The organism is Pseudomonas sp. MPC6 (assembly GCF_006094435.1).
Classification (GTDB): Bacteria; Pseudomonadota; Gammaproteobacteria; order Pseudomonadales; family Pseudomonadaceae; genus Aquipseudomonas.
The window spans coordinates 2852570-2874192 of sequence record NZ_CP034783.1 but is presented as its reverse complement, the minus strand read 5'-3'; the positions used below and the strand labels follow the sequence as shown (position 1 = coordinate 2874192).

18 protein-coding genes and 1 pseudogene are annotated in these 21623 nt (G+C 59.0%); 11 read left to right on the top strand and 8 right to left on the bottom strand.

All coding sequences use genetic code 11. From position 1 onward, the window contains the following. Positions 1–25 precede the first annotated feature (25 nt). Positions 26–1237, bottom strand: coding sequence for a M24 family metallopeptidase (locus ELQ88_RS15470; RefSeq protein ID WP_138966112.1), 1212 nt, complete (start codon positions 1235–1237; stop codon positions 26–28). A 387-nt stretch (positions 1238–1624) separates the two neighbouring features. Continuing rightward, entirely contained in the window at positions 1625–2692 is a 1068-nt protein-coding gene (locus ELQ88_RS15465) for a helix-turn-helix domain-containing protein (protein WP_138966110.1), read from the bottom strand. A gap of 158 nt (positions 2693–2850) precedes the next feature. Between ELQ88_RS15465 and ELQ88_RS34955 the strand changes: the two genes are divergently transcribed. Beyond that, a complete protein-coding gene (locus ELQ88_RS34955) occupies positions 2851–2973 on the top strand; it encodes a hypothetical protein (protein WP_267464304.1) in 123 nt (40 codons plus the stop codon). Positions 2974–2983: 10 nt separating this feature from the next. On the opposite strand, the gene ELQ88_RS15460 is transcribed toward ELQ88_RS34955, so the two are convergent. After that, complete coding sequence (locus tag ELQ88_RS15460) at positions 2984–3406, bottom strand: HD domain-containing protein (RefSeq protein ID WP_138966108.1); 423 nt, start codon at positions 3404–3406, stop codon at positions 2984–2986. Positions 3407–3787: 381 nt separating this feature from the next. Here ELQ88_RS15460 and ELQ88_RS15455 point away from each other — a divergent pair, with 381 nt between their 5' ends. The 4 genes and pseudogenes from ELQ88_RS15455 to ELQ88_RS15440 form a co-directional block, all read left to right on the top strand. After that, entirely contained in the window at positions 3788–4006 is a 219-nt protein-coding gene (locus tag ELQ88_RS15455) for a PLD nuclease N-terminal domain-containing protein (RefSeq protein WP_138966106.1), read from the top strand. 608 nt (positions 4007–4614) lie between these two features. Continuing rightward, on the top strand, positions 4615–4917 hold the full coding sequence (locus ELQ88_RS15450; RefSeq protein ID WP_138966104.1) for a fructose-bisphosphate aldolase: 303 nt from the start codon (positions 4615–4617) through the stop codon (positions 4915–4917). Positions 4918–5019: 102 nt separating this feature from the next. Then, a complete protein-coding gene (locus ELQ88_RS15445; RefSeq protein WP_138966102.1) occupies positions 5020–5295 on the top strand; it encodes a hypothetical protein in 276 nt (91 codons plus the stop codon). Further along, positions 5296–5478 (top strand): annotated as a pseudogene (locus tag ELQ88_RS15440) (putative addiction module antidote protein); the annotation flags it as partial. A 214-nt stretch (positions 5479–5692) separates the two neighbouring features. Here ELQ88_RS15440 and ELQ88_RS15435 read toward each other — a convergent pair. After that, complete coding sequence (locus tag ELQ88_RS15435) at positions 5693–10456, bottom strand: DUF3320 domain-containing protein (protein ID WP_138966100.1); 4764 nt, start codon at positions 10454–10456, stop codon at positions 5693–5695. A 155-nt stretch (positions 10457–10611) separates the two neighbouring features. Then, positions 10612–11160 carry a cupin domain-containing protein gene (locus tag ELQ88_RS15430; protein ID WP_007895886.1) on the bottom strand — a complete coding sequence of 183 codons (549 nt, stop codon included), beginning with the start codon at positions 11158–11160 and terminating at the stop codon, positions 10612–10614. A gap of 142 nt (positions 11161–11302) precedes the next feature. Between ELQ88_RS15430 and ELQ88_RS34125 the strand changes: the two genes are divergently transcribed. Then, positions 11303–11449: a hypothetical protein gene (locus ELQ88_RS34125; RefSeq protein WP_161599966.1), complete on the top strand. Its 147-nt coding sequence runs from the start codon at positions 11303–11305 to the stop codon at positions 11447–11449. A 24-nt stretch (positions 11450–11473) separates the two neighbouring features. On the opposite strand, the gene ELQ88_RS15420 is transcribed toward ELQ88_RS34125, so the two are convergent. From ELQ88_RS15420 to ELQ88_RS15410, 3 genes are all read right to left on the bottom strand, one after another. Beyond that, positions 11474–12760 carry an FAD-binding oxidoreductase gene (locus ELQ88_RS15420; protein ID WP_138966098.1) on the bottom strand — a complete coding sequence of 429 codons (1287 nt, stop codon included), beginning with the start codon at positions 12758–12760 and terminating at the stop codon, positions 11474–11476. A gap of 52 nt (positions 12761–12812) precedes the next feature. Next, entirely contained in the window at positions 12813–14303 is a 1491-nt protein-coding gene (locus ELQ88_RS15415) for an aldehyde dehydrogenase (RefSeq protein ID WP_138966097.1), read from the bottom strand. 229 nt (positions 14304–14532) lie between these two features. Further along, positions 14533–15909: a glutamine synthetase family protein gene (locus ELQ88_RS15410; protein ID WP_128869638.1), complete on the bottom strand. Its 1377-nt coding sequence runs from the start codon at positions 15907–15909 to the stop codon at positions 14533–14535. A gap of 280 nt (positions 15910–16189) precedes the next feature. On the opposite strand from ELQ88_RS15410, the gene ELQ88_RS15405 reads away from it, so the two are divergent. The 5 genes from ELQ88_RS15405 (at position 16190) to ELQ88_RS15385 (ending at position 21458) form a co-directional block, all read left to right on the top strand. Next, a complete protein-coding gene (locus ELQ88_RS15405; RefSeq protein ID WP_138966095.1) occupies positions 16190–16951 on the top strand; it encodes a gamma-glutamyl-gamma-aminobutyrate hydrolase family protein in 762 nt (253 codons plus the stop codon). Positions 16952–17268: 317 nt separating this feature from the next. Then, positions 17269–18411: a polyamine ABC transporter ATP-binding protein gene (gene potA, locus ELQ88_RS15400; RefSeq protein WP_128869640.1), complete on the top strand. Its 1143-nt coding sequence runs from the start codon at positions 17269–17271 to the stop codon at positions 18409–18411. Between the two features lie 29 nt (positions 18412–18440). Next, the gene (locus ELQ88_RS15395) at positions 18441–19322 is read left to right on the top strand and encodes an ABC transporter permease subunit (RefSeq protein ID WP_168187302.1); all 882 of its coding nucleotides are present in this window, start codon (positions 18441–18443) and stop codon (positions 19320–19322) included. Beyond that, positions 19319–20203: an ABC transporter permease subunit gene (locus ELQ88_RS15390; protein ID WP_138966093.1), complete on the top strand. Its 885-nt coding sequence runs from the start codon at positions 19319–19321 to the stop codon at positions 20201–20203. The genes ELQ88_RS15395 and ELQ88_RS15390 overlap by 4 nt, the downstream gene beginning before the upstream one ends. A gap of 157 nt (positions 20204–20360) precedes the next feature. Continuing rightward, positions 20361–21458, top strand: coding sequence for a polyamine ABC transporter substrate-binding protein (locus ELQ88_RS15385; protein WP_138966091.1), 1098 nt, complete (start codon positions 20361–20363; stop codon positions 21456–21458). Positions 21459–21623 lie beyond the last annotated feature (165 nt).

Sequence of the window (21623 nt, the reverse complement as noted above, 5' to 3'; positions counted from 1 at the left end):
CAGGCTCACTGTGCGGCGCGCGGTCTTACTTCTTGATGATGTTGTGTTCCGGGCCATACGGGAAATGGGTGATGTTTTCCCCGCCCTGCTCGTTGACGATCAGGATGTCGTGCTCACGATAACCACCGGCGCCCGGCAGGCCTTCGGGCAGCATGATCATCGGCTCGATGGACACCACCATCCCCGGCTCCAGCACCGTGTCGATGTCTTCGCGCAGTTCCAGCCCGGCTTCGCGGCCATAGTAATGGCTCAGCGTGCCGAACGAGTGACCGTAGCCGAAGGTGCGGTATTGCAGCAGATCGTGCTCCAGGAAAATCTCGTTCAGTTGCAGCGCGATATCGCAGCAGCGCATGCCCGGCTTGATCAGTTTCAGACCGGCCTCGTGCACCTTGACGTTGACCTCCCACAAGCGCAGATGCTCGTCGGAACAGTGATCCAGGAACAGGGTGCGTTCCAGCGCGGTGTAGTACCCGGCGATCATCGGGAAGCAATTGAGGCTGAGGATGTCGCCCTTGTTGACCTTGCGCGAAGTCACCGGGTTATGCGCGCCGTCGGTGTTGATGCCGGACTGGAACCAGGTCCAGGTGTCCATCAGTTCGGAGTCGGGGAAGGTGCGGGCAATTTCGCGCACCATCGCCTGGGTCGCATGCAGTGCCACTTCATATTCCGGCACCTGGTCACGCAAGGCTTCGACGATCGCGGCACCACCGATGTCCGCTACGCGGGCACCGTGGCGAATGATCGCGTGCTCTTCGGCGGACTTGATCATGCGCATGCGCATGCAGGGCGCCGCGACGTCCACCAGTTCGGCCTGGGGGTAACGGCTGGCGAGCTTGTCGCGATTGAGCAGGTTCAGGTGATCGAACTCGATGCCGATCCGCCCGGCCTTGGGCAAGGCTTGCTGGATCGCGACGAAATAGTTGTCCCGCTGCCAGTCGGTGTAAACGATGTTCTCAGTGCCGACGGTCCGGCGCCAAGGCTGGCCGCCATCGATGTTGGCGCTGATGGTGACGGCGCTGTCCTGGGTCACCACCAGTGCGTACTGACGGCCAAAGGAGCAATACAGGAAATCGCTGTAGTAGTTGATGTTGTGATACGAGGTGAAGACCGCTGCATCGATATTGTTCTGCGCCAGGTAAGCCCGCAATTTCGCCTGGCGATTGGCATATTCCTGGGCCGAAAAGGTCGGAGTCACTTTTTCGCCGTTCTTGATCTGGATGGTTTTCGGCATTTGCATGTCATTTATCCTTGTCAGTGATTGCAACAGAAGGCGCCACTCTGGCGGGCCGCTGAAGATCATTCGAACAGATGCAAAGCGAGGTTTTTTGTGCGAATCCGACCTGTAGTTGGTCAGATCCGCTCTTTGGCACGCGCGCCAAAAACTCATCCGGTAAAAACAACAATGCCCCCGTCGGACGGAGGCATTGGTTCAGAGATTCACGCTCCCACATTGATTGGGGTTAAGCCAAGGTCTTGTGATCGACACAGCACCCTGTGGAAGCGGGCTTGCCCGCGAAGGCGGACTTATAGTCAACAATGATGCCGGCTCGGATGGCCTCTTCGCTGGCAAGCCAGCTCCTACAGGGGATCAGTGTCGAGCACAAAACCGGTGTCCACTGAAAATCTACTGTAGGAGCTGGCTTGCCAGCGAAGAGTCCGGCACATGCAAAACAGAGTTCGCCTGACACCCCGCAATCAATTGCCCACCCACATCCACCCGCGGATGCACACCGAAGTACTGGCGATAGCAGCGAGCAAAATGTTGCAGCGAGACAAACCCGCACTCGTGGACAACCTCCACCATCGATTGCCCCCCGGCCTGCAGCAACCGACGCGCCCGCTGCAGGCGCAAATCCAGATAATGCCGAGACGGCGAACACCCCAGACTGCGCTTGAACAACCGCTCCAGGTGTCGGCGAGACATGCCCATCGCCTCCGCCAGCTCGTCGATACCCAAGGCGCGGTCCAGATGATCCCCCATCAACGCCAGCGCCGCTTGCAGCCGTGCCGGCGCGTTATGCATCGCCTGCAGCGGCCGGGCCTGGCGCGCGGCGTGTTTTTCCATGCGCAGCACCAGACCACGCCCGTGGGTCCGTGCGAGCCATTCGTGCATCAACCCTTGAACGGCCTGCGGCCCGACGCAGGTCAGGCGTTGGCGATCGACGCAGAACGGCGCGGCCACCGGGGTCAACTCATTGAAGGCGGCCTGGGGCGCAAGCGAATCGGGCTCCGGCAAGCTGCAGCGATAGCCGTCCAGCGCCCCGATCCGCGCCAGCAGCCAACCGGCCTGGCCCAAAGCCCCCAGGCTGATCGGCTGCAGGGCCCAGTGACACAGCGCCTGGCGAACGTCCGGCTGATCCGCATCGGCGGGCAAGCTATCGCCACCACAGAGGATCAATACATCCAGGGCCTGGGCCTGATCCAGTCGCGCCGTGGCGGTAGCGATGCCGTTGCTGGCGTGCAGTTGCCCGCCTTGCAGGCTGAGCATTTGCCAACGGCAAAGCGCCCGCCCGGCCACCTGGTTGGCCAGGCGCAGTGGCTCCAGCGCATTGGCCAGGGTGTACAAATCGAAGGCCTCCATCAGCCAGAAGCCGATGCGCAGCGGCGATGGTTGTGGTCGGTCAGATTCGCCAGGATGGGCGCTAAAGGCATCCTCTCCTGGCTTGAACTTGTCAAAAACACTGCTAACCATGGTTGATCCCCGCGCGCCGCTTTCAAGGTTGTTGCACCCAGGCGAATTGTCGGCGTCAGTGATCATCGAGGCGTGTCAGATTTCGACCTCTAAGTGTTCGTCAGTACCACTCTTGCAGTTGGCAGGCTATCGGGGGAGCGGGTCGAAGCTCGAAATACATGGGCAAAGTGAAAGCACAGCAAGCCACTATCGGTGGCGAGATGCAGGCGAACTCCGAACCCATCCTGATCGCTCTGGTCACCGAGGCACTCAAGGCGACTCTGGCCAGGCACGCGTTGTAATTGCGTGACGTTACGAGCGCAATACGCCAATCGCCCGCCGATACTTTTCAATGCGCTCCAGATCGTCCCAGGACGGCTGTTCAATCCGCGATAAATCGCTGTTTTCTTCAAGGTCCGCCAATTTGACTACGCGGCCGACCGGGTTCAGCGCCGCGCGTTCGACGAATGCCTCATAGGACTCGCCCGGCACTTTAGTCACCGCCGCGATAGCCTCCAGCACCGCTTCACTGAAGCCTTCCTGGCGCAGCTCATCCAGGCTGATGCCGCAGTCTTCGACCACGTCATGCAGCACCGCAACGATGCGCTCTTCGAGGGTGTTGACCCGCAGCATGACCTTCAGTGGATGCAGGATGTAAGGCGATCCGCCTTTGTCGACTTGCCCTTGATGGGCGTTGGCAGCAATGGCAATGGCGCGTTCCAGTGTTTGAGTCATCTCGTGGTTCCCCGGTTTGAATGCCTGAATGAAGTTGAGGTCGTTGGACCCTTTCCCGACTTGATCAGTTTGACTGCAAATCCCCTGTAGGAGCGAGCTTGCTCGCGAAAAACCCAAGAACGCCGCGGGGTGTCAGGTTAGAAAAACACACCATCGGCTACGTGCCGCCCGAAGATCGCCATGGCAAGACCCGCAGGACAACTCGATCTAACTACCCCCCCTGCGAGCCTCCTCGCGAAGAGGCCCTGTCAGCCAAAAATGATTCACCTGACAGTCCCATCGCGAGCAACCCCGCTGACGTCTCACCCACAAAACCTCAAAATTTAATGAACCCTGCTCACCCTCACCCACCTAACGCAAAGACTATCTGGAGGGTGACCAATGCAAATCGAAACAATCTGGATCGTGCTGACAGCAATTCTTTTGCTGATCGAGCTATGGGCAATCAACAAAGTCCGCAAAGCCGAAGGCAAATCGAGCAACAAACTCTTGTGGATAGTGTTTATCGTGTTTGTGCCGCTGTTCGGGGTGCTGGCGTGGGCATTGGTCGGACCGAAACACACTCAACACAACCCGCATTCGCCGCAGGCCAGGCAGTGATGTTGGACGGTCTGCGATAACGATTTTGGGAAACTGCACAATTTCCAAATAACAAAGCCCCGATGATTCGGGGCTTTGTTATTTTTGGCTATCCCGTTCCGCACAGCGCTATTGGAAGCCGCCAAATCTGGATCTTGCCTTCCGAAAATCGTGTAGGAATTTTCCCTTTGTGGCGAGGGGGCTTGCCCTCGTTTGGCAGCGAAGCGGCCCCAAAACTGGCAGCCGATTTCCTAGGACACTCCGCTTCGCGCGGTTTACGCCGACTCCAACGATTCCCCCGCCATTCAGCTGCAATCCACCTTGCCAAAATGCCCACCCAGGCGTCCTACAGCCCGGTTGTGGGCACCCAAATGGACGCTTATATTCGCCCCGTCGCTGATAGCAACCGGCGATAGGGTTTCGCAGCCCTAATTAGAGATGACTACACCGTCAAATGAGAAGTCTGGCAAAATCCGCCCGCGTTTCATTTCATGGCGGTTGTGCGTGGGAGACTTTCGGGTCTGCCGGGTGTAGGTCATCTCTCGGTCTGCGAACCCGCGTACAGCTGCCACCCAATTGTTTCGCAGCGAAAAGGTGGTGCCTCTATTTATCTTCGTAGAGAAATACCTATGACCATGAACAATCCGCCCCGCCGCTTCACCCCCATGTCCCAACTCGCCACCGACTACCCCGTCCTGCTCATCGACAGCGACGCCCCGCTCCGCGAACTCCACAACTGCGTCAGCGAACGCCTCAACGCCGTCCTCCAGTACCTGCACCTCATGGCCTGCACCAGCCTCCCCGATTACGCCGAAAACGACATCAATACCGTCACGAATATCGCCCGGATCATGGTCCAGGATGTGAGCGATGTGTTTCGGGTGATTGAGCAACGGGGGTTTGAGGCGCCAAGGGTTACTGACCAGATCTGAACCGAAGGAGAACCCGCATTGTTGCGGGTTTTCCTTGCTTGAACATATTCAATATTTTATCCAGGCAAGAATTACCAAAGTGCACGCTGATGGGGAATCCCGATGACTGTAAAAGCGAAGAAGCTCTCAGATAAGGAAATGGACGCTCTGGAGCGTCAGATTCCTGATCTGGCCAAAATGGCTACAATGTCCGCTTATGCTCGTGCATTGTCAGTGAGCGGTAGCGTGCTTCGTGTCGATTCTGGTGATTTGGTCTGGATGTCACTCGATGGCAGCAAAACCTTTGTGGCCAAAGCGAAGCCTCGCCGTAAGGTCAAGGTCGGCGAGGTAATCACCGTTCGCCGTGTCGAAGTTCAAGCGACATCTGGACGTACCTAGATGAAAAAAACGATTTTCAATCCCGAGAGTATGCCCATCCTCAATCTCGACACTTCTGGCACCAGTCGATACGAAGCTTCCAATTTTCTCGACAGCACGGAAATTAAAGCGGCTTACATTGCTGAAAGTATGAAGGCCGGAGACACGACGCTGGCTCATGCTCTGGATGACGTTGCTAAAAGCGTCGCGGGCGACCCTCTGTCACGGTGGTAATACGCAAAATAAATGCCCGTATCTCGCAATACAGGCATTTTTGTTAATCGACCACCTTAGGGCCAGATCTTCCCGGACAACCTACTTGCCAACACCCACACCACCACTGCTACAGCCACCCGTCCCACCTGCCCTGGTCCAACAAGCGTCGGGCCGTTATCAGCGGTTTCTTCGGCATGCCTTATCAGCCACACACCACCAACCGCCCCTCCCTCAGCTCCAACCGCCTATCACTGATCAATTGATCAATCCTCTCTTCCAACACCGCTGTCACCTTGGCAGTAGCACGACCAAAACCCAGCAATCTCAAAGCCCCGGAAATCGCATCGTCATGACTCATGGAAAATCCGGAGACGATGATGTCTATCAACGCCCGGTCGAGCTCTTCAGGCGCGACCCACTCCAACCTACGCTCGGAAGACTCCCAGTGCGCCCGGCTGCGGATGACGACGGGGCGGTTGTCGGCCAAATGAAGAAACTCGCCCCGACGCAAGAAGTGCCTTTGTTGAATGCCGATACCTATGGCTTGTTCAACAGCGGCTGTGATCCTCGACCCTTGCCGTGTCACCCCGAACGCATCCATGAGGCGTCGGGTGACTTCCACCGAATGCACCGGAGATTCAACATCAACCACGGTCCGGATCAACTGCAGCAGGTGTTCCGGTTGATGTTGATGCAGTTCCAGCTGGTTGGTTACCGCAGCGAGTCGCGCTTTCTCATAAGGCGCACTGGCGACCGGCTCGACTTCATCAACAGATTCATCCCGGAGAATTTCATGCAGGGGTTCGATCAAAGTCTCTGCAACCGGAACGTTACGACGGCTGGCTATACGTTCGCGCGCCGCTTCGATCGCCGCCACTGTCCGGCTGATTTCCTGCTCGGGATTGCGGAACCAATCGGTGCTCCAGATACGATGGAAATTCCATCCCAGTCCCTCCAGCACACCTTGGCGCAACCGATCGCGATCACGGGCCGAGCGCGAGCTGTGGTAGGCCGCGCCATCGCATTCGACGGCCAGCACGTAGCGACCCGGGAACTCCGGGTCTTTCACGGCGAGGTCAATGAAGTAACCGGCGGTGCCGACCTGGGGCTCTATCTGGTAGTCGAGATTGCGCAAGGCCCGGATAACCTGGTCCTCAAAAGGCGAGTCTGGAGCCTTGCCGGTTACTTTGGCGACTTCCAGTTCGCCTGTTTCCGCGTACTTGAGGAAGTTTTTCAAGGCTCGTACGCCGTGTTTCGCCGTGGCATCAATGTCCAGCTCATCACCACGGAAGTTACTGAACACGCGCATCGCCAACTTGGCCCGCGTGATCAAAACGTTGAGTCGACGATGCCCGCCATCTTTGTTGAGCGGGCCAAATTCACGGGCGATACGACCGGATTCATTTCGGCCGTAACCAATGCTGATGAAGATCACGTCGCGCTCATCACCTTGAATGTTTTCGAGGTTTTTTACGAAGAACGGCTCGCTGCCCTGCGCGGTGAAAAACGCTTCGGCCTGAGGTGTCTTACGCCGCAATAACTCGACCTCGACACTGATCAAATCCCGCTGGGGGACACTGAATGCAGCCACTCCCAAGGAAAGTTGCGGCGTCTCCAACGCATGCTTCATCACCGCTTGGGCGACCGCCTTGGCTTCTTCCTTGTTGGTGCGAGTACGACCACGGTCATACACCGCGTGGGGCAGATAATCGAAGCTCACACCCTTGGCGTGGAGATGCTGTCCGGCAGAGGGAAACACCACCAGCTTGCTGTCGTAGAATTCGACGTTGGAGACAGCGATCAGTGATTCGTGCCGGCTGCGGTAGTGCCAGCGCAGGTAACGTTCCTGGCTACCCGCCGCCTTGAACAGACTGAGGATGCTTTCGATGTCTGCGGTGGCGTCGTTCTCGTCGTCGGGGGCGATGTCGCGACTGAACAGATCGCTGGGCGGCATCTGCCGTGTATCACCCACGACCACCACTTGCTTGCCGCGCAATATCGCGCCAAACGCATCGACGGCCTTGACTTGAGACGCTTCGTCGAACACCACGACGTCGAATGCCAGCTTGCCTGGAGGCAGAAAATTGGCGATCGACATAGGGCTCATCATGAATACCGGCTTGATCTGCTGAATCGCCCGGCCGGCCTTGTCGATCAGCTGGCGAATCGGAATATGCCGACGCTTCTTATTCAGCTCTGCTCGCAGCGTTGCCATTTCACCCGGTTGGTTCACATTGGGCATCTGCTCCCATACCTGGCGCGCCAACCAGGTTTGAGCATGGTTCAACGACGCAGCATCAAGTGCCTTGAACCTGGCGATCTGATGTTCGTGCTTGATGCGGTCAAATTGCTGTAGCGCGGGTTTTTCCGCATAGGCCTTTTGCACAAGCCCCGAATACCAGGAAAAGTCGAGGATGGCGGGAATCTGATCCGGCGTTTCACTGCCCAGGGCAATGTTCAACAATTCGCCCAGTTGTGCCTGATGCATTTCGTCCGCCAACACATTGAGACGAGCCATCTGGTACAGCGCGCCCAGGCTGGATTGCCACAGCTGCAGGCGTGAACCCAGGGCAGACAGATCCAAATTGCGCAGCGTTTGCGCAGTGTCATCCTGCATACCGATGACTTCCAGGCCGGCCAGTAATGCCTGGTCAAGGCCAACGAGATGGGCCTCAATCTGACTGACCGTTTCCTCGAACCCGCTGGCGTCGGTGCCTCCTGCGAGAAACGCAATGATCCCTTCGGGTAAATGGCCATTGCCGAGGTCTTCGTAGAGCTGGACTACCCAGGCACGAACGCGGTCGAGTACCGCCCAGTCGGACTGCTGACGCTGCCATTGAGCACCGAACAGGGCACTTCCCAGCGCCTCGTGTTGGTCGTAAACCTTCCGGCTTTGTTGATAGGTCAGAACTGAATCGACCATACCGAGTTGTTCGGCATTGCTGCCAGGCAGCACACCCTGTGCAAGCCCTTGCAAACGAGCCTTTGAAGCGCGATAGCGCCCCGAAAACACCTTCCACCACTTGCCACCGTAGGCCAGAAGATTCTGCCGGACTTCCAACAGATCCTGCTCCCACGCGGCCTCGATCAACAGGGCGCCATGCTTGGCTTTGCACAGGCTCATGCGCTGGCCCGCATCCAGCAACTCACCAATGGCATCGCGGCGTAGCTGCCAGTCGCCCGTACTCAGCTCTACCCCGTGCAGACGAGGCGCTTCGGCCGCCCGCCTCGCGCCGCGGCATATGACGACTACGTCCGCGAGCGTGGCGGGCTGAGTCAGCATCAGCCGAATCGACAGCGCCTTGGTGGCGGCTTCCAAAGCGGCCAAGTGTGCACTTGCCTGCTGCAATGCGTCGCTCGCAGTATCCTTTTCAATGGGGGAGAAGAACGTTCGTTTGCTTCCCCAAAACGGGTTTTGGTCCGGACGGCCCATTTCCTTGAGATGAAGCGTCAATTCTTCAACCAGTTCGCGGCGTTTCAGCTGATCAGCCAGGGTCCACGACGCCATTGGCGCGAACGCAATCGCAGGTAACACACCGTAGCTGTGCTTGAGTTTGAGGTATCGCCCCAGCACCTCGACAAAGCCCATGCCGCTGACCCCGACAGGCGCACTCACTGCAGAGCAATACCGGTTCAGGTTGCCTTGCAGTTCCGCCAGGTTGGCCAGATCATCTTCGCCCACCCTGGTCAGTGGCCGGCCTTGTTCAAGTGTACGTCCGAGCTCTTTGAGCACCGACGTTTTAGTCGACTTGTGGCTGTGCAACTCAAGCACTGCATCACCCAGATGACATTCATCGAGTCGACGCTTGACCACTTCAAGGGCGGCCATCTTTTCGGCCACGAACAACACCGTTTTTTTCTGGGCAATCAGTTCCGCGATGATGTTTGTGATGGTCTGCGACTTACCGGTACCCGGTGGCCCCTGGATAACCAGGTTGGCGCCCTCTCGCACTTCGAGAATCGCTTCGGTCTGGCTACTGTCTGCATCTTTGACGAATCGCACTTCCCCAGGTTGGAGCACAGAGTCGATGTTCACATCCTCGGCATAGGCAGGATGCTGGTCACCGAAACCCGACCCAAGGAGCCGGTTGATGACCGGGTGGGCATCGGGCTGCTGGTCTTGCGGCCAGCTCTTCGGATCCAGATCCTTGAACATCAGGAACTTGCCGAAGGAAAAGAATCCGAGGGCAGCCTCGTTTGTTGAAACTTTCCAGCGCGATTGCTGGCTTATCAGGTCCGTGACTTCGGCGTAAAAACTGTCGAGACTGCCTTCCATAGCATCGAAGCGATCGTCACTGAATTCACAGGCCGCAAGGTCTAGACCAAAATCGGTCTTGAGCTTGGCGATCAACGACAAATTAGGCATCAACTCGTCGCCGGAATACCTCAGCTTGAAGGCGTCCTTTGCGCCGCTGCGTTCAAGAGTCACCGGCAATAACATCAAGGGAGCCTTGCGAAGGGTCTCTGAGTTGTCCGCTTCGTACCAATGAAGAAAGCCCAATGCCAGGAACAGGGTGTTTACGCCCTGCTCCTCGATGAAGGCTCGCGCCTCACTGTGAATCCTCAATAGCTGCAGGAACAAGCGCTCCTCATCCAGTGCTGTCTGCAGGCGCGCATCCGTATGCCGACGCGCTCGACCCGACTCGTCCAGTTCATCGTCTGCAAAACCTGATTCGTGTAAACCGTCGAGCTCCTGCAACAGCAACTCATCAGTTGCTGCGTCCCGGGAGTCTTCCCCATCGATCTGAGGGAGGGTCGCCAACGCCGCCAACTTCTGGCGCGCCATTGGCGAAAAGCTCATGGCCTTCTCTTGCCGATAAAGCAGGTGAAACACCGACTCTGAAAGCTCATCAACGACAGCCAATGTCTTGGCTGACGCGCGGAAGTTCAGCATGGTGTTACGAAGGCCGATATCGAGCAGTTCCTTGCGGCTACCCTGCAGTTTTTGACTAATCCCTGAACTCATGAGGACTCTCTTGAAACGTGGTAGAGGCTGGAAACGATGGAAAACAGATTACCGAGGACTTTCGCCGGAACTCGCTATAAACGCCCCGGGCTGATCCTTCCGCCCAGGCCAGAACCCTGCAGCTAATACAGGGAAACACCGAAGCACTTTACTCATTAGAAGTTTGCTGGCGTATTCGCACTAATGATTTCCGCCTCATCCGCCCCGATATTGCGAAACCGATGCGGCAGTGTCGTAGGAAAGTAATACCCATCCCCAGCATTCAGCACACTAATCTGCCCATCCACCGTCAGCTCAACTGTGCCACGAGTGACAAGCCCACACTCCTCCCCTTCCGAGTGCACAATCGGCTCTTCCCCCGAACTCGCCCCCGGCGCGTACTGCTCGCGCAACAAGCGCATCTGCCGACTTGGCACCGAAGCGCCAATAAGCAACAACCGCAACCCATGACGCCCGAGATCCGGCTGTTCATTGGCCCGAAACACGTACTGATGCTCACGCGGCGGCTGATCGAAGGTAAAGAAGTCCGCCAAGGACATGGGAATGCCTTCAAGCAGTTTTTTCAGGGAGCTGACGGAGGGGCTGACGCGATTCTGTTCGATCAGGGAGATGGTGGCATTGGTGACGCCGCTACGCCGGGCCAGCTCGCGCTGGGACAGTTTGTAGCTTTCGCGTACTAGTTTGAGTCGTGAGCCCGTGTCCATGACAGCCTTATGTGCAGAATACTTAAGGGTTATGGGGGTGGATGGCGGGCGACTTTTGGCCGCGAAGGTACCGCTTCCCTGTCCCGGAAATGTGAAAGGCGGGTATTAAATCACGTTTGGGGGTGTTGCTGTAGGAGCAAGCTTGCTCGCGATGGCGGTGTGTCAGGTGACATTGATGGTGGCTGGTTTGGCGCTTTCGCTGGCAAGCCAGCTCCTACAGGAGGGTGTGGTGGTGCTGGCTGTTTTGGGTGGTGCGGTATTGCGCTGGGGTGTTGGCGGCCAGGATTGAGGGTGGCCGCCGGGTGGGTTGGGCTTAGATCCCGAACCGGTCACGCAGCGCGTAGTACGCGGCGCCCATGGCGGTGAGCGGGGCCTGGAAGGTGCGGCCGCCGAGCATGGGCATGTGCGGCAAGGATGCGAAGGCATCGAAGCGTTCGGCGTCGCCGCGGATCATTTCCGAAATGAGTTTGCCGGCCAGGTGCGAGCAGGTAACGCCGTGGCCGCTGTAGCCTTGCATGTAGTAGGCGTTTTTCTCGATGCGGCCGAATTGCGGCATGCGCGACATGGTCAGCAGGAAGTTGCCGGTCCAGCGGTAGTCGATCTTCACGTCCTTGAGCTGCGGGAAGGTCTTGAGGATTTTTGGCTTGATCAGCTGTTCGATGTCGTCCGGTTCGCGGGCGCCATAGACCACGCCGCCGCCATACAGCAGGCGGTTGTCGGCGGTGAGGCGGTAGTAGTCGAGCAGGTAGTTGCAGTCTTCGACGCAGTAGTTGTTTTTGATCAGGCTGCGCGCCACCTTCTCCGATAACGGCTCGGTGACGACGATTTGCGAGCCGCAGGGCATGCTTTTGCGCGTGACGCGGTTGTCGAGGTCTTGCGGCAAGTAGGCGTTGCCGGCGATCAGCAGGTATTTGGCGCGGACCAGGCCTTTGGCGGTGCGCACCGTGATCGGTTCGCCGTAGGTGATTTCCACGGCGGCGGATTGTTCGTAGATCTTGCCGCCGAGGCCGATGATGGCCGAGGCTTCGCCGAGGGCCAGGTTCAGCGGGTGGATGTGGCCGCCCTGCAGGTCGAGCAGGCCGCCGACGTAGTTGTCGCAGCCGACTTCGCGTTTGATCTCGGTCGCGTCGAGCATTTTCAGGTTTTTGTTGCCGTAGCGTTCCCAGCTGTTCTTTTGCTCGGCCAGGCCTTTGAGCTGCTTTTTGTTCAGCGCGGCGAAGATGCCGCCCGGCTTGTAGTCGCACTGGATGTCGTAGTGCTGTATGCGCTGACGGATAATGTCGGCGCCCTCGAAGATCATGCTGCCGAGGACTTCGGCGGTCTTGTCGCCGTAGCGCTCTTCGATGACGTCGACGTCGCGGCTGTAGGAATTGACCAATTGGCCGCCGTTGCGACCGCTGGCGCCGAACCCGACTTTGGCGGCTTCGAGCACGGTGACGCTATAGCCGGCTTCGGCGAGGAACAGGGCCGAGGACAAACCGGTGTAGCCGGCGCCGATCACGCAGACGTCGCAGTCCACCGCGTGTTCGAGTACCGGGAAGTCGCCGGTGAAGTTGCGGGTGGCGGCGTAGTAGCTGTTTACATGTGTAGTTTGTTTCATAGGTTTCTCCGATGGCCGCTGGCATGTGCCGGCGGCCGCCGTTGTAGAGGTGTCAGAGCTTGATCCAGGTCGCTTTGAGTTCGGTGTATTTGTCGAACGCGTGCAGCGATTTGTCCCGTCCGTTACCCGACTGCTTGAACCCGCCGAACGGCGCGGTCATGTCGCCGCCGTCGTACTGGTTGACCCAGACGCTGCCGGCGCGCAAACCGCGGGCGAAGGTGTGGGCCTTGCTCAAGTTGCTGGTCCAGACGCCGGCGGCCAGGCCGAAGATGCTGTCGTTGGCGATGGCCAGGGCTTCTTCTTCAGTGTCGAAGGTGATCAGCGACAGCACCGGGCCGAAGATTTCTTCCCGGGCGATGGTCATGGCGTTGGTCACGCCGTCGAAGATCGCCGGTTCCACGTACAGGCCGCCGGTGCTTTCGAGGGTGCGGCTGCCGCCGGCGATCAGGTGTGCGCCCTGGTCTTTGCCGACCTGGATGTAGCGCAGCACGTTGTCCAGTTGGCGCTGATCGACGACCGCGCCGACGGTGGTTTCGGGATCGAGGGCGTGCCCTGGTTTCCAGGCTTGCAGCGCTTCGACCAGCAACGGGATGAACTGCTCGCGGATCGAGCGCTCGACCAGCAGGCGCGAGCCGGCGGTGCAGACTTCGCCCTGGTTGAAGGCGATAGCACCGGCTGCGGCTTGTGCTGCCGCGCGCAGGTCCGGCGCGTCGGCGAACACCACGTTCGGGCTTTTGCCGCCGGCTTCGAGCCAGACGCGTTTCATGTTGCTTTGCCCGGCGTAGATCAGCAGTTGCTTGGCGATCGCGGTCGAGCCGGTGAAGGCCAGGACGTCGACGTCCATGTGCAACGCCAGCGCCTTGCCGACGGTGTGACCATAGCCCGGCAGGACGTTGAACACACCTTTGGGAATGCCGGCATCCAGCGCCAGCTGGGCGATGCGGATCGCGGTCAGTGGCGACTTTTCCGAAGGCTTGAGGATGAACGAGTTGCCGGCTGCGAGGGCAGGGGCGAATTTCCAGCTGGCCATGATCAGCGGGAAGTTCCACGGCACGATGGCGGCGACCACGCCTGCGGGTTCACGGGTGATGAGGCCGAGTTGGTCATGCGGCGTGGCGGCGACTTCGTCGTAGATCTTGTCGATGGCCTCGGCGCTCCAGCGGATCGCGTTGGCGGTCGCCGGGATGTCGATGTTCATCGAGTCGCTGATGGGTTTGCCCATGTCGAGGGTTTCGAGCAGGGCGAGTTCTTCCTGGTTGGCCAGGATCAGGTCGGCGAAGCGGATCAGGATGCGCTTTCGCTCGGCGGGTGCCAACCGCGCCCAGATGCCGGATTCGAAGCTGCGACGCGCGACGGCGACCGCCGCATTGGCGTCGGCTTCGTCGGTGCTGGCGACGTTGGCCAGGAAGCGACCGTCGACCGGGCTGATGCATTCGAAGGTGTCACCGCTGAGTGCCGGGCGGTATTGGCCGTCGATGAAGGCGCGGCTTTCTATGGTTAGGGACTGGAAGCGTTGTTCCCAGTCGCTGCGAGTGTTTGTCATGGTTGTGACTCGACGCAGAGGAATGTTGGGTTGTCGTGCCGATGGGTATTCGAGTGCCAGGGCATTGGTGGTGACTGGTCTGGCGCCTTCGCTGGCAAGCCAGCTCCTACAGGGGAGTTGTGTCGTACACAAAAGGTGTGAACGACACAGATCAACTGTAGGAGCTGGCTTGCCAGCGAAAGCGGTGGGTCAGGCGACATCAATAAAGATGCCCCACCGCTCAGGCCCATCAAACCGTGTGCAGGTACCAGTTGTACTCAAGGTCGGAGATGGAGTTCTCGAACTCGGCCAGTTCGCTTTCCTTGCACGCCACGAACACGTCGATGTACATCGGGTCGATGTAGCGCGACATGACTTCGCTGTCGTCCAGCTCGCGCAGGGCGTCGCGCAGGTTGTTCGGCAGGCTCTGCTCGTTCTGCTCGTAGCTGTTGCCTTCCACCGGGGCGCCCGGTTCGATTTCGTTGGTCAGGCCGTGGTGGATACCGGCCAGGACCGAGGCCATCAGCAGGTACGGGTTGGCGTCGGCGCCGGCAACCCGGTGTTCGATGCGCACGGAATCTGGCGAACCGGTCGGCACACGCACCGCGACGGTACGGTTGTCGATGCCCCAGCTCGGCGAGTTCGGCACATAAAACTGCGCGCCAAAACGCCGGTACGAGTTGACGTTCGGGCACAGGAACGCCATCTGCGCCGGCAGGGTCTCGAGCACACCGCCGATCGCGTGTCGCAGCGCGGCGTTCTGCTCGGGATCCTCGCTGGCAAAGATGTTGTTGCCTTCCTTGTCGAGTATCGAAATGTGCACGTGCAAACCATTACCGGCCTGGCCCGGATACGGCTTGGCCATGAAGGTGGTGTCCATCTCGTGGTCGTAGGCGATGTTCTTCACCAGACGCTTGAGCAACACCGCGTAATCGCACGCCTTGATCGGGTCATTGACGTGATGCAGGTTCACTTCGAACTGCGCCGGGGCGCTTTCCTTGACGATGGCGTCCGCAGGAATGCCCTGCTCTTTCGCGCCTTCGAGGATGTCTTGCAGGCAGTCGACGTATTCGTCCAGGTCGTCGATCAGGTACACCTGGGTCGAGATCGGACGTTTGCCGGACACTGGCGAGCGTGGCGATTGCGGGCGACCGTTCACGTTGTCCTGGTCGATCAGGTAGAACTCGAGTTCGAACGCGGCGCAGATGGTCAGGCCCATCGCATCGAATTTGCTCACCACCTGACGCAGCACTTCGCGCGGGTCAGCGAAGAACGGCTGGCCTTCGAGTTCGTGCATGGTCATTAGCAGTTGCGCAGTCGGGCGCTTCTGCCAGGGCTCGATGCTGAGCGTATCAGGGATGGGGAAGCAGATTCGGTCTGAGTCACCGATGTCCAGACCCAGGCCGGTGCTTTCCACCGTGGAACCGTTGATGTCCAGAGCAAACAGTGACGCCGGGAGGTTGATGCCTTTTTCGTAAACCTTATGAAGACTGGTGCGCTCGATGCGCTTGCCGCGCACCACACCGTTCATATCCGCAATCAGAAGGTCGACGTACAAAACCTCAGGATATTTCTTAAGGAATGCGTTTGCTTCGTTGAGTTGAACGGTACGCAGAGGGACCGACATGATGCACCTATTCGCTGTTAATTATTATGTTCACTACCTTGTCACGAGCCCAGTCAATCCGAAAGGCAAAGTGAAGTCAATAGCGAACACTTGGCCTTTCAACCTTTATTTTCTGGCGTTTTCTGGGCGCGAAAGTGCCAGATCAGCCTTGGGCACCGCGTAATCCATCAGTACCTGACGTGCGGCGTTTAGAATTTTTTACATGAGAGTTGTTAATTAAAATCAACAAGGCTAAGCTCCGGAAAAGCTCGTTCAAGTGTGAAACTTCGAGGTGATAAAAATGGCACTCAAGCCATTGATCGGCGTTACAGCCTGCGTCAAACAGATTGGCCTGCACCCCTACCACGTCAGCGGCGACAAGTACTTGCGTGCTGTCAGCGTCGCGGCTCCGGGGCTGCCTGTGGTCATTCCTTCCCTGGGCGACCTGACCGATATCGAGGACCTGCTCGCGCAGCTCGACGGTCTGTTGCTCACCGGCTCGCCGTCGAATGTGGAACCCTTCCACTATCAAGGCCCGGCCAGCGCCCCCGGCACGGATCATGATCCGGCGCGGGATGCCACCACCCTTCCTTTATTGCGTGCAGCCATCGCCGCCGGTGTTCCGGTGCTCGGCATCTGCCGCGGTTTTCAGGAAATGAACGTGGCGTTCGGCGGCAGCCTGCACCAGAAGGTGCATGAATTGCCGGGCATGCTCGATCACCGCGAAGCGGACAGTCCGGAGCTGGCGGTGCAATACGCACCGGCGCATGCGGTGACGGTGCAGCCGGGCGGCGTGTTCGAAGCGCTGAATCTGCCGCCGGTGTTCCAGGTCAATTCGATTCACAGTCAGGGCATTGATCGATTGGCTCCTGGCCTGCGCTCGGAAGCGGTGGCGCCGGACGGTTTGATCGAGGCGATTTCGGTGGAGCACAGTAAGGCCTTCGCCGTTGGGGTGCAGTGGCATCCGGAATGGCAGGTGCTGGCCAATCCTCCTTATTTGAGTATTTTCCAGGCGTTTGGCGAGGCGTGCCAGCGACGGGCCGCGTTGCGTAACAGGCGCTGACTTAAAACACCCTTTTAATGCCCCCGCGAGTCAGGCGGGCGTGCCTTTGCGCGTCCGTGACTTGCGACAACAACACACTGCAATAACAACAAGTACGAACAGGCAGCCAGGACGGCGGTGCCGAATAAGCCCAGGGCGACACGCTCCCCTGTAGGAGCTGGCTTGCCAGCGAAGGGGCCCTTCCAGTCGACATCATTGTTGGCTGAAAGGACGCCTTCGCTGGCAAGCCAGCTCCTACAGGGGGTGACCCGGGCTTGCAATCCACTCTTAAGTCAGGCCGCGTTGGCCCGACGACTGAAACCTGTTGGGAGTTTCACATGGCAAACGCCTCCAGCGTCTACAGGAAGGCTCTTGAAGGTCACCAGGCACCGAAAAAGGTGCTGGTGAAAATCGACCGCGTCACCAAGAAATTCGACGAAACCACCGCAGTGGACGATGTCTCGCTTGAGATCCATCAAGGGGAAATCTTCGCCCTGCTCGGCGGTTCCGGCTCGGGTAAATCGACGCTGCTGCGCATGCTCGCCGGCTTCGAGCGCCCGACCGAAGGGCGGATTCTGCTCGATGGCGTGGACATCACCGACATGCCGCCGTACGAACGGCCGATCAACATGATGTTCCAGTCCTACGCGCTGTTCCCGCATATGACGGTGGCGCAGAACATCGCCTTCGGCCTGAAGCAGGACCGTTTGCCCGCCAGTGAAATCGACGCCCGCGTGGAAGAGATGCTGCGCCTGGTGCACATGACCCAATACGCCAAACGCAAACCCCACCAGTTGTCCGGTGGTCAGCGTCAGCGTGTGGCCCTCGCCCGCTCCCTGGCCAAGCGTCCGAAGCTGTTGCTGCTGGATGAACCGATGGGCGCGCTGGACAAGAAGCTGCGCTCGCAGATGCAGCTTGAGCTGGTCGAGATCATCGAGCGCGTCGGCGTGACGTGCGTGATGGTGACCCACGACCAGGAAGAGGCCATGACCATGGCCCAGCGCATTGCGATCATGCACCTGGGCTGGATCGCGCAGATCGGCAGCCCGGTGGACATCTATGAAGCGCCGGTCAGCCGCATGGTCTGCGAGTTCATCGGCAACGTGAACGCCTTTGAGGGCACCGTGGTCGAGGACCTGGAAGGTCACGCGATCATTCACAGCAAGGATCTGGAGCAGAAGATCTACGTCGGCCACGGCGTCAGCACCTCGGTGCAGGACAAGTCGATCACCTACGCCATCCGCCCGGAAAAACTGCTGGTCAGCACCACCCAGCCCGAGACCCGCTACAACTGGTCCAGCGGCAAGGTGCATGACATCGCCTATCTCGGCGGCCACTCGGTGTTTTACGTCGAGCTGCCCGGGGGCAAAGTGGTGCAGTCGTTCATGGCCAACGCCGAACGCCGTGGCGCGCGTCCGACCTGGGACGACAAGGTCTACGTGTGGTGGGAAGACGACAGCGGCGTGGTACTGCGCTCATGAACACACTCAATCAGCAGTTCCTGCGGCTGATGCCGAGTGGTCGCAAGCTCGTCATCGGGATTCCGTTCCTCTGGCTGTGCCTGTTTTTCCTGCTGCCGTTCTTCCTGGTGATGAAGATCAGCTTCTCGGAAGCGGCGCTGGCCATTCCTCCCTACTCCGAGATCTACACCTTCGCCGAGCAGAAATTCGAGCTGCTGCTGAACCTCGGCAACTACTCGCTGCTGACCCAGGATGAGTTGTACATCTCGGCTTACTTCGGCTCGCTGAAGGTCGCGTTTTTCAGCACGCTGATGTGCCTGGTGCTCGGCTTCCCGATGGCCTACGCGATCACCAAGGCCAACAAGGAAACCCAGAACGTTCTGTTGTTGCTGATCATGATGCCGACCTGGACCGCGATCCTGATCCGGGTCTACGCGTGGATGGGCATCCTCAGCAACAACGGTTTGCTCAACGGGTTCCTGATGTGGACCGGGCTGACCGACCACCCGATCGAGATCCTCAACACCAACACCGCGGTCTATATCGGGGTTGTTTACGCGTACTTGCCGTTCATGGTGCTGCCGCTGTACGCCAACCTGGTCAAGCACGATCAAAGCCTGCTGGAAGCCGCGTCCGACCTGGGCTCGAGCAACTTCAACAACTTCTGGAAAATCACCGTGCCGCTGGCCAGGAACGGCATCATCGCCGGCGCCATGCTGGTATTCATTCCGGTGGTCGGCGAGTTCGTGATTCCGGAACTGTTGGGCGGTCCCGAAACCCTGATGATCGGTCGTGTGCTGTGGCAGGAGTTCTTCAACAACCGCGACTGGCCGGTGGCGTCCGCCCTGGCGGTGGTGATGCTGTTGATCCTGATTGTGCCGATCCTGTTGTTCAACCGTAGCCAGGCCAAAGAGATGGAGGGTCGGGGATGAAACGCTTCGGATTTTCAAAGTTCATGCTGATTTTCGGCCTGTCGTTTATCTACCTGCCGATGCTGATCCTGGTGATCTACTCGTTCAACGCCTCGAAACTGGTGACGGTGTGGGGTGGCTGGTCGTTCAAGTGGTACGCCGGCCTGCTCGACAACTCGCAACTGATGGGCTCGGTGGTGCGCTCGCTGGAAATCGCCTGCTACACCGCGATTGCCGCGGTGGCGCTGGGGACCCTGGCGGCGTTTGTGCTGACCCGGGTGACGCGCTTCAAGGGCCGCACCTTGTTCGGTGGCCTGGTGACGGCGCCCCTGGTGATGCCGGAAGTGATCACCGGTCTGTCGCTGTTGCTGCTGTTCGTGGCCATGGCGCAATTGATCGGCTGGCCGATGGAGCGTGGCATCGTCACGATCTGGATCGCCCACACCACCTTTTGTGCCGCGTATGTCGCGGTGGTAGTCTCCGCCCGCCTTCGCGAGCTGGACCTGTCCATCGAAGAAGCGGCCATGGACCTCGGGGCGAAGCCGTTCAAGGTGTTTTTCCTGATCACCATTCCGATGATCGCGCCGTCTCTGGCGGCGGGCGGCATGATGTCGTTTGCCCTGTCGCTGGATGACCTGGTGCTGGCGAGCTTCGTCTCGGGCCCGGGTTCGACGACCTTGCCGATGGAAGTGTTCTCGGCGGTGCGCCTGGGAGTGAAACCGGAGATCAACGCCGTGGCCAGCCTGATTTTGCTGGCGGTATCGATCGTGACCTTCATGGTCTGGTATTTCAGCCGTCGTGCAGAAGCCACCCGCAAACGGGCGATTCAGGAAGCGATGGACCAGACCGCCAGCGAATCCTGGCAGCAACCGCAAAAGCAACTGGCAGAAGCCACGGCCTAGTGCCGCCCCCTGTAGGAGCGAGCTTGCTCGCGATGGGCTCAAGGACGCCGCGTTAATTCAGGCAGCCCACATCATCGTTGAAGTCCATCGCGAGCAAGCTCGCTCCTACAGTGGGCGTGTATGATTTTTGAATAAGAAAAGAATTGGAGTTGTACCGATGAAAATGTTTGGCAGGACTCTGCTGACACTGTCCTTATTGGGCGCAATGGTTACCGGCGCCCAGGCCAATGACAAGGTACTGCACGTCTACAACTGGTCGGATTACATCGCGCCGGACACCGTCAAGAAGTTCGAAGACGAGACCGGCATCCGCGTGACCTACGATGTGTTCGACAGTAACGAAACCCTCGAAGCACGGCTGCTGGCCGGCAAATCCGGCTACGACATCGTGGTGCCGTCCAACAGTTTCCTGGCCAAGCAGATCAAGGCCGGGGTCTATCAGGAACTGGACAAGTCGAAACTGACGAACTGGAAAAACCTCAACCCGGTCCTGCTGAAAAACGCTTCCGCCAGCGATCCGGATAACGGCCATGCCTTCCCCTACATGTGGGGCTCGATCGGCATCGGTTTCAACCCGGACAAGGTCAAGCAAGTGCTGGGTGCCAACGCGCCGACCAATTCCTGGGATCTGCTGTTCAAACCGGAAAACGCCGAAAAACTGAAGGCGTGCGGCATCAGTTTCCTCGATTCGCCAACCGAGATGCTCCCGGCCGCCCTGCACTACCTGGGCTATCCGGTGAACTCCCAGGACAAGGCGCAGATCGCCGAAGCCGAAGCCCTGTTCATGAAGATCCGCCCGTCGGTGGCTTACTTTCATTCGTCGAAGTACATCTCGGACCTGGCCAATGGCAACATCTGCGTCGCCGTCGGTTACTCCGGCGATGTGCTGCAAGCCAAGGCTCGCGCGCAGGAAGCCGGCGACAAGGTGAAAATCGACTACAGCATTCCCAAAGAAGGCGCCGGCAGTTTCTACGACATGGTCGCCATCCCGCGGGATGCGGCGAACGTGGACAACGCCTACCTGTTCATGAACTTCCTGATGCGCCCGGACATCATCGCCGAGATCACCAACAACATCGGCTACAGCAATGCCAACGCGGCGGCGACGCCTTTGGTCGATGAGGCGATTCGCGATGATCCGGGGTCGTATCCATCGCAGGCGGTGATGGCGACCTTGTATGCGATTCCGGATATGCCGATTGGCGTGCAGCGGGTGATGACCCGGGGGTGGACGCGGGTGAAGCTCGGTCAGTAAATACCCTAATGCTCCTGTGCCGGACACACATTTTTTGATCCCCGCAGATCAACTGTGGGAGCGGCGGTGCGGCGATCCGACTTGCTCGCGAAGAGGCCATCATATTCAACACTTGTGGTGACTGATCTACCGCATTCGCGAGCAAGCCCGCTCCCACAGTGGACC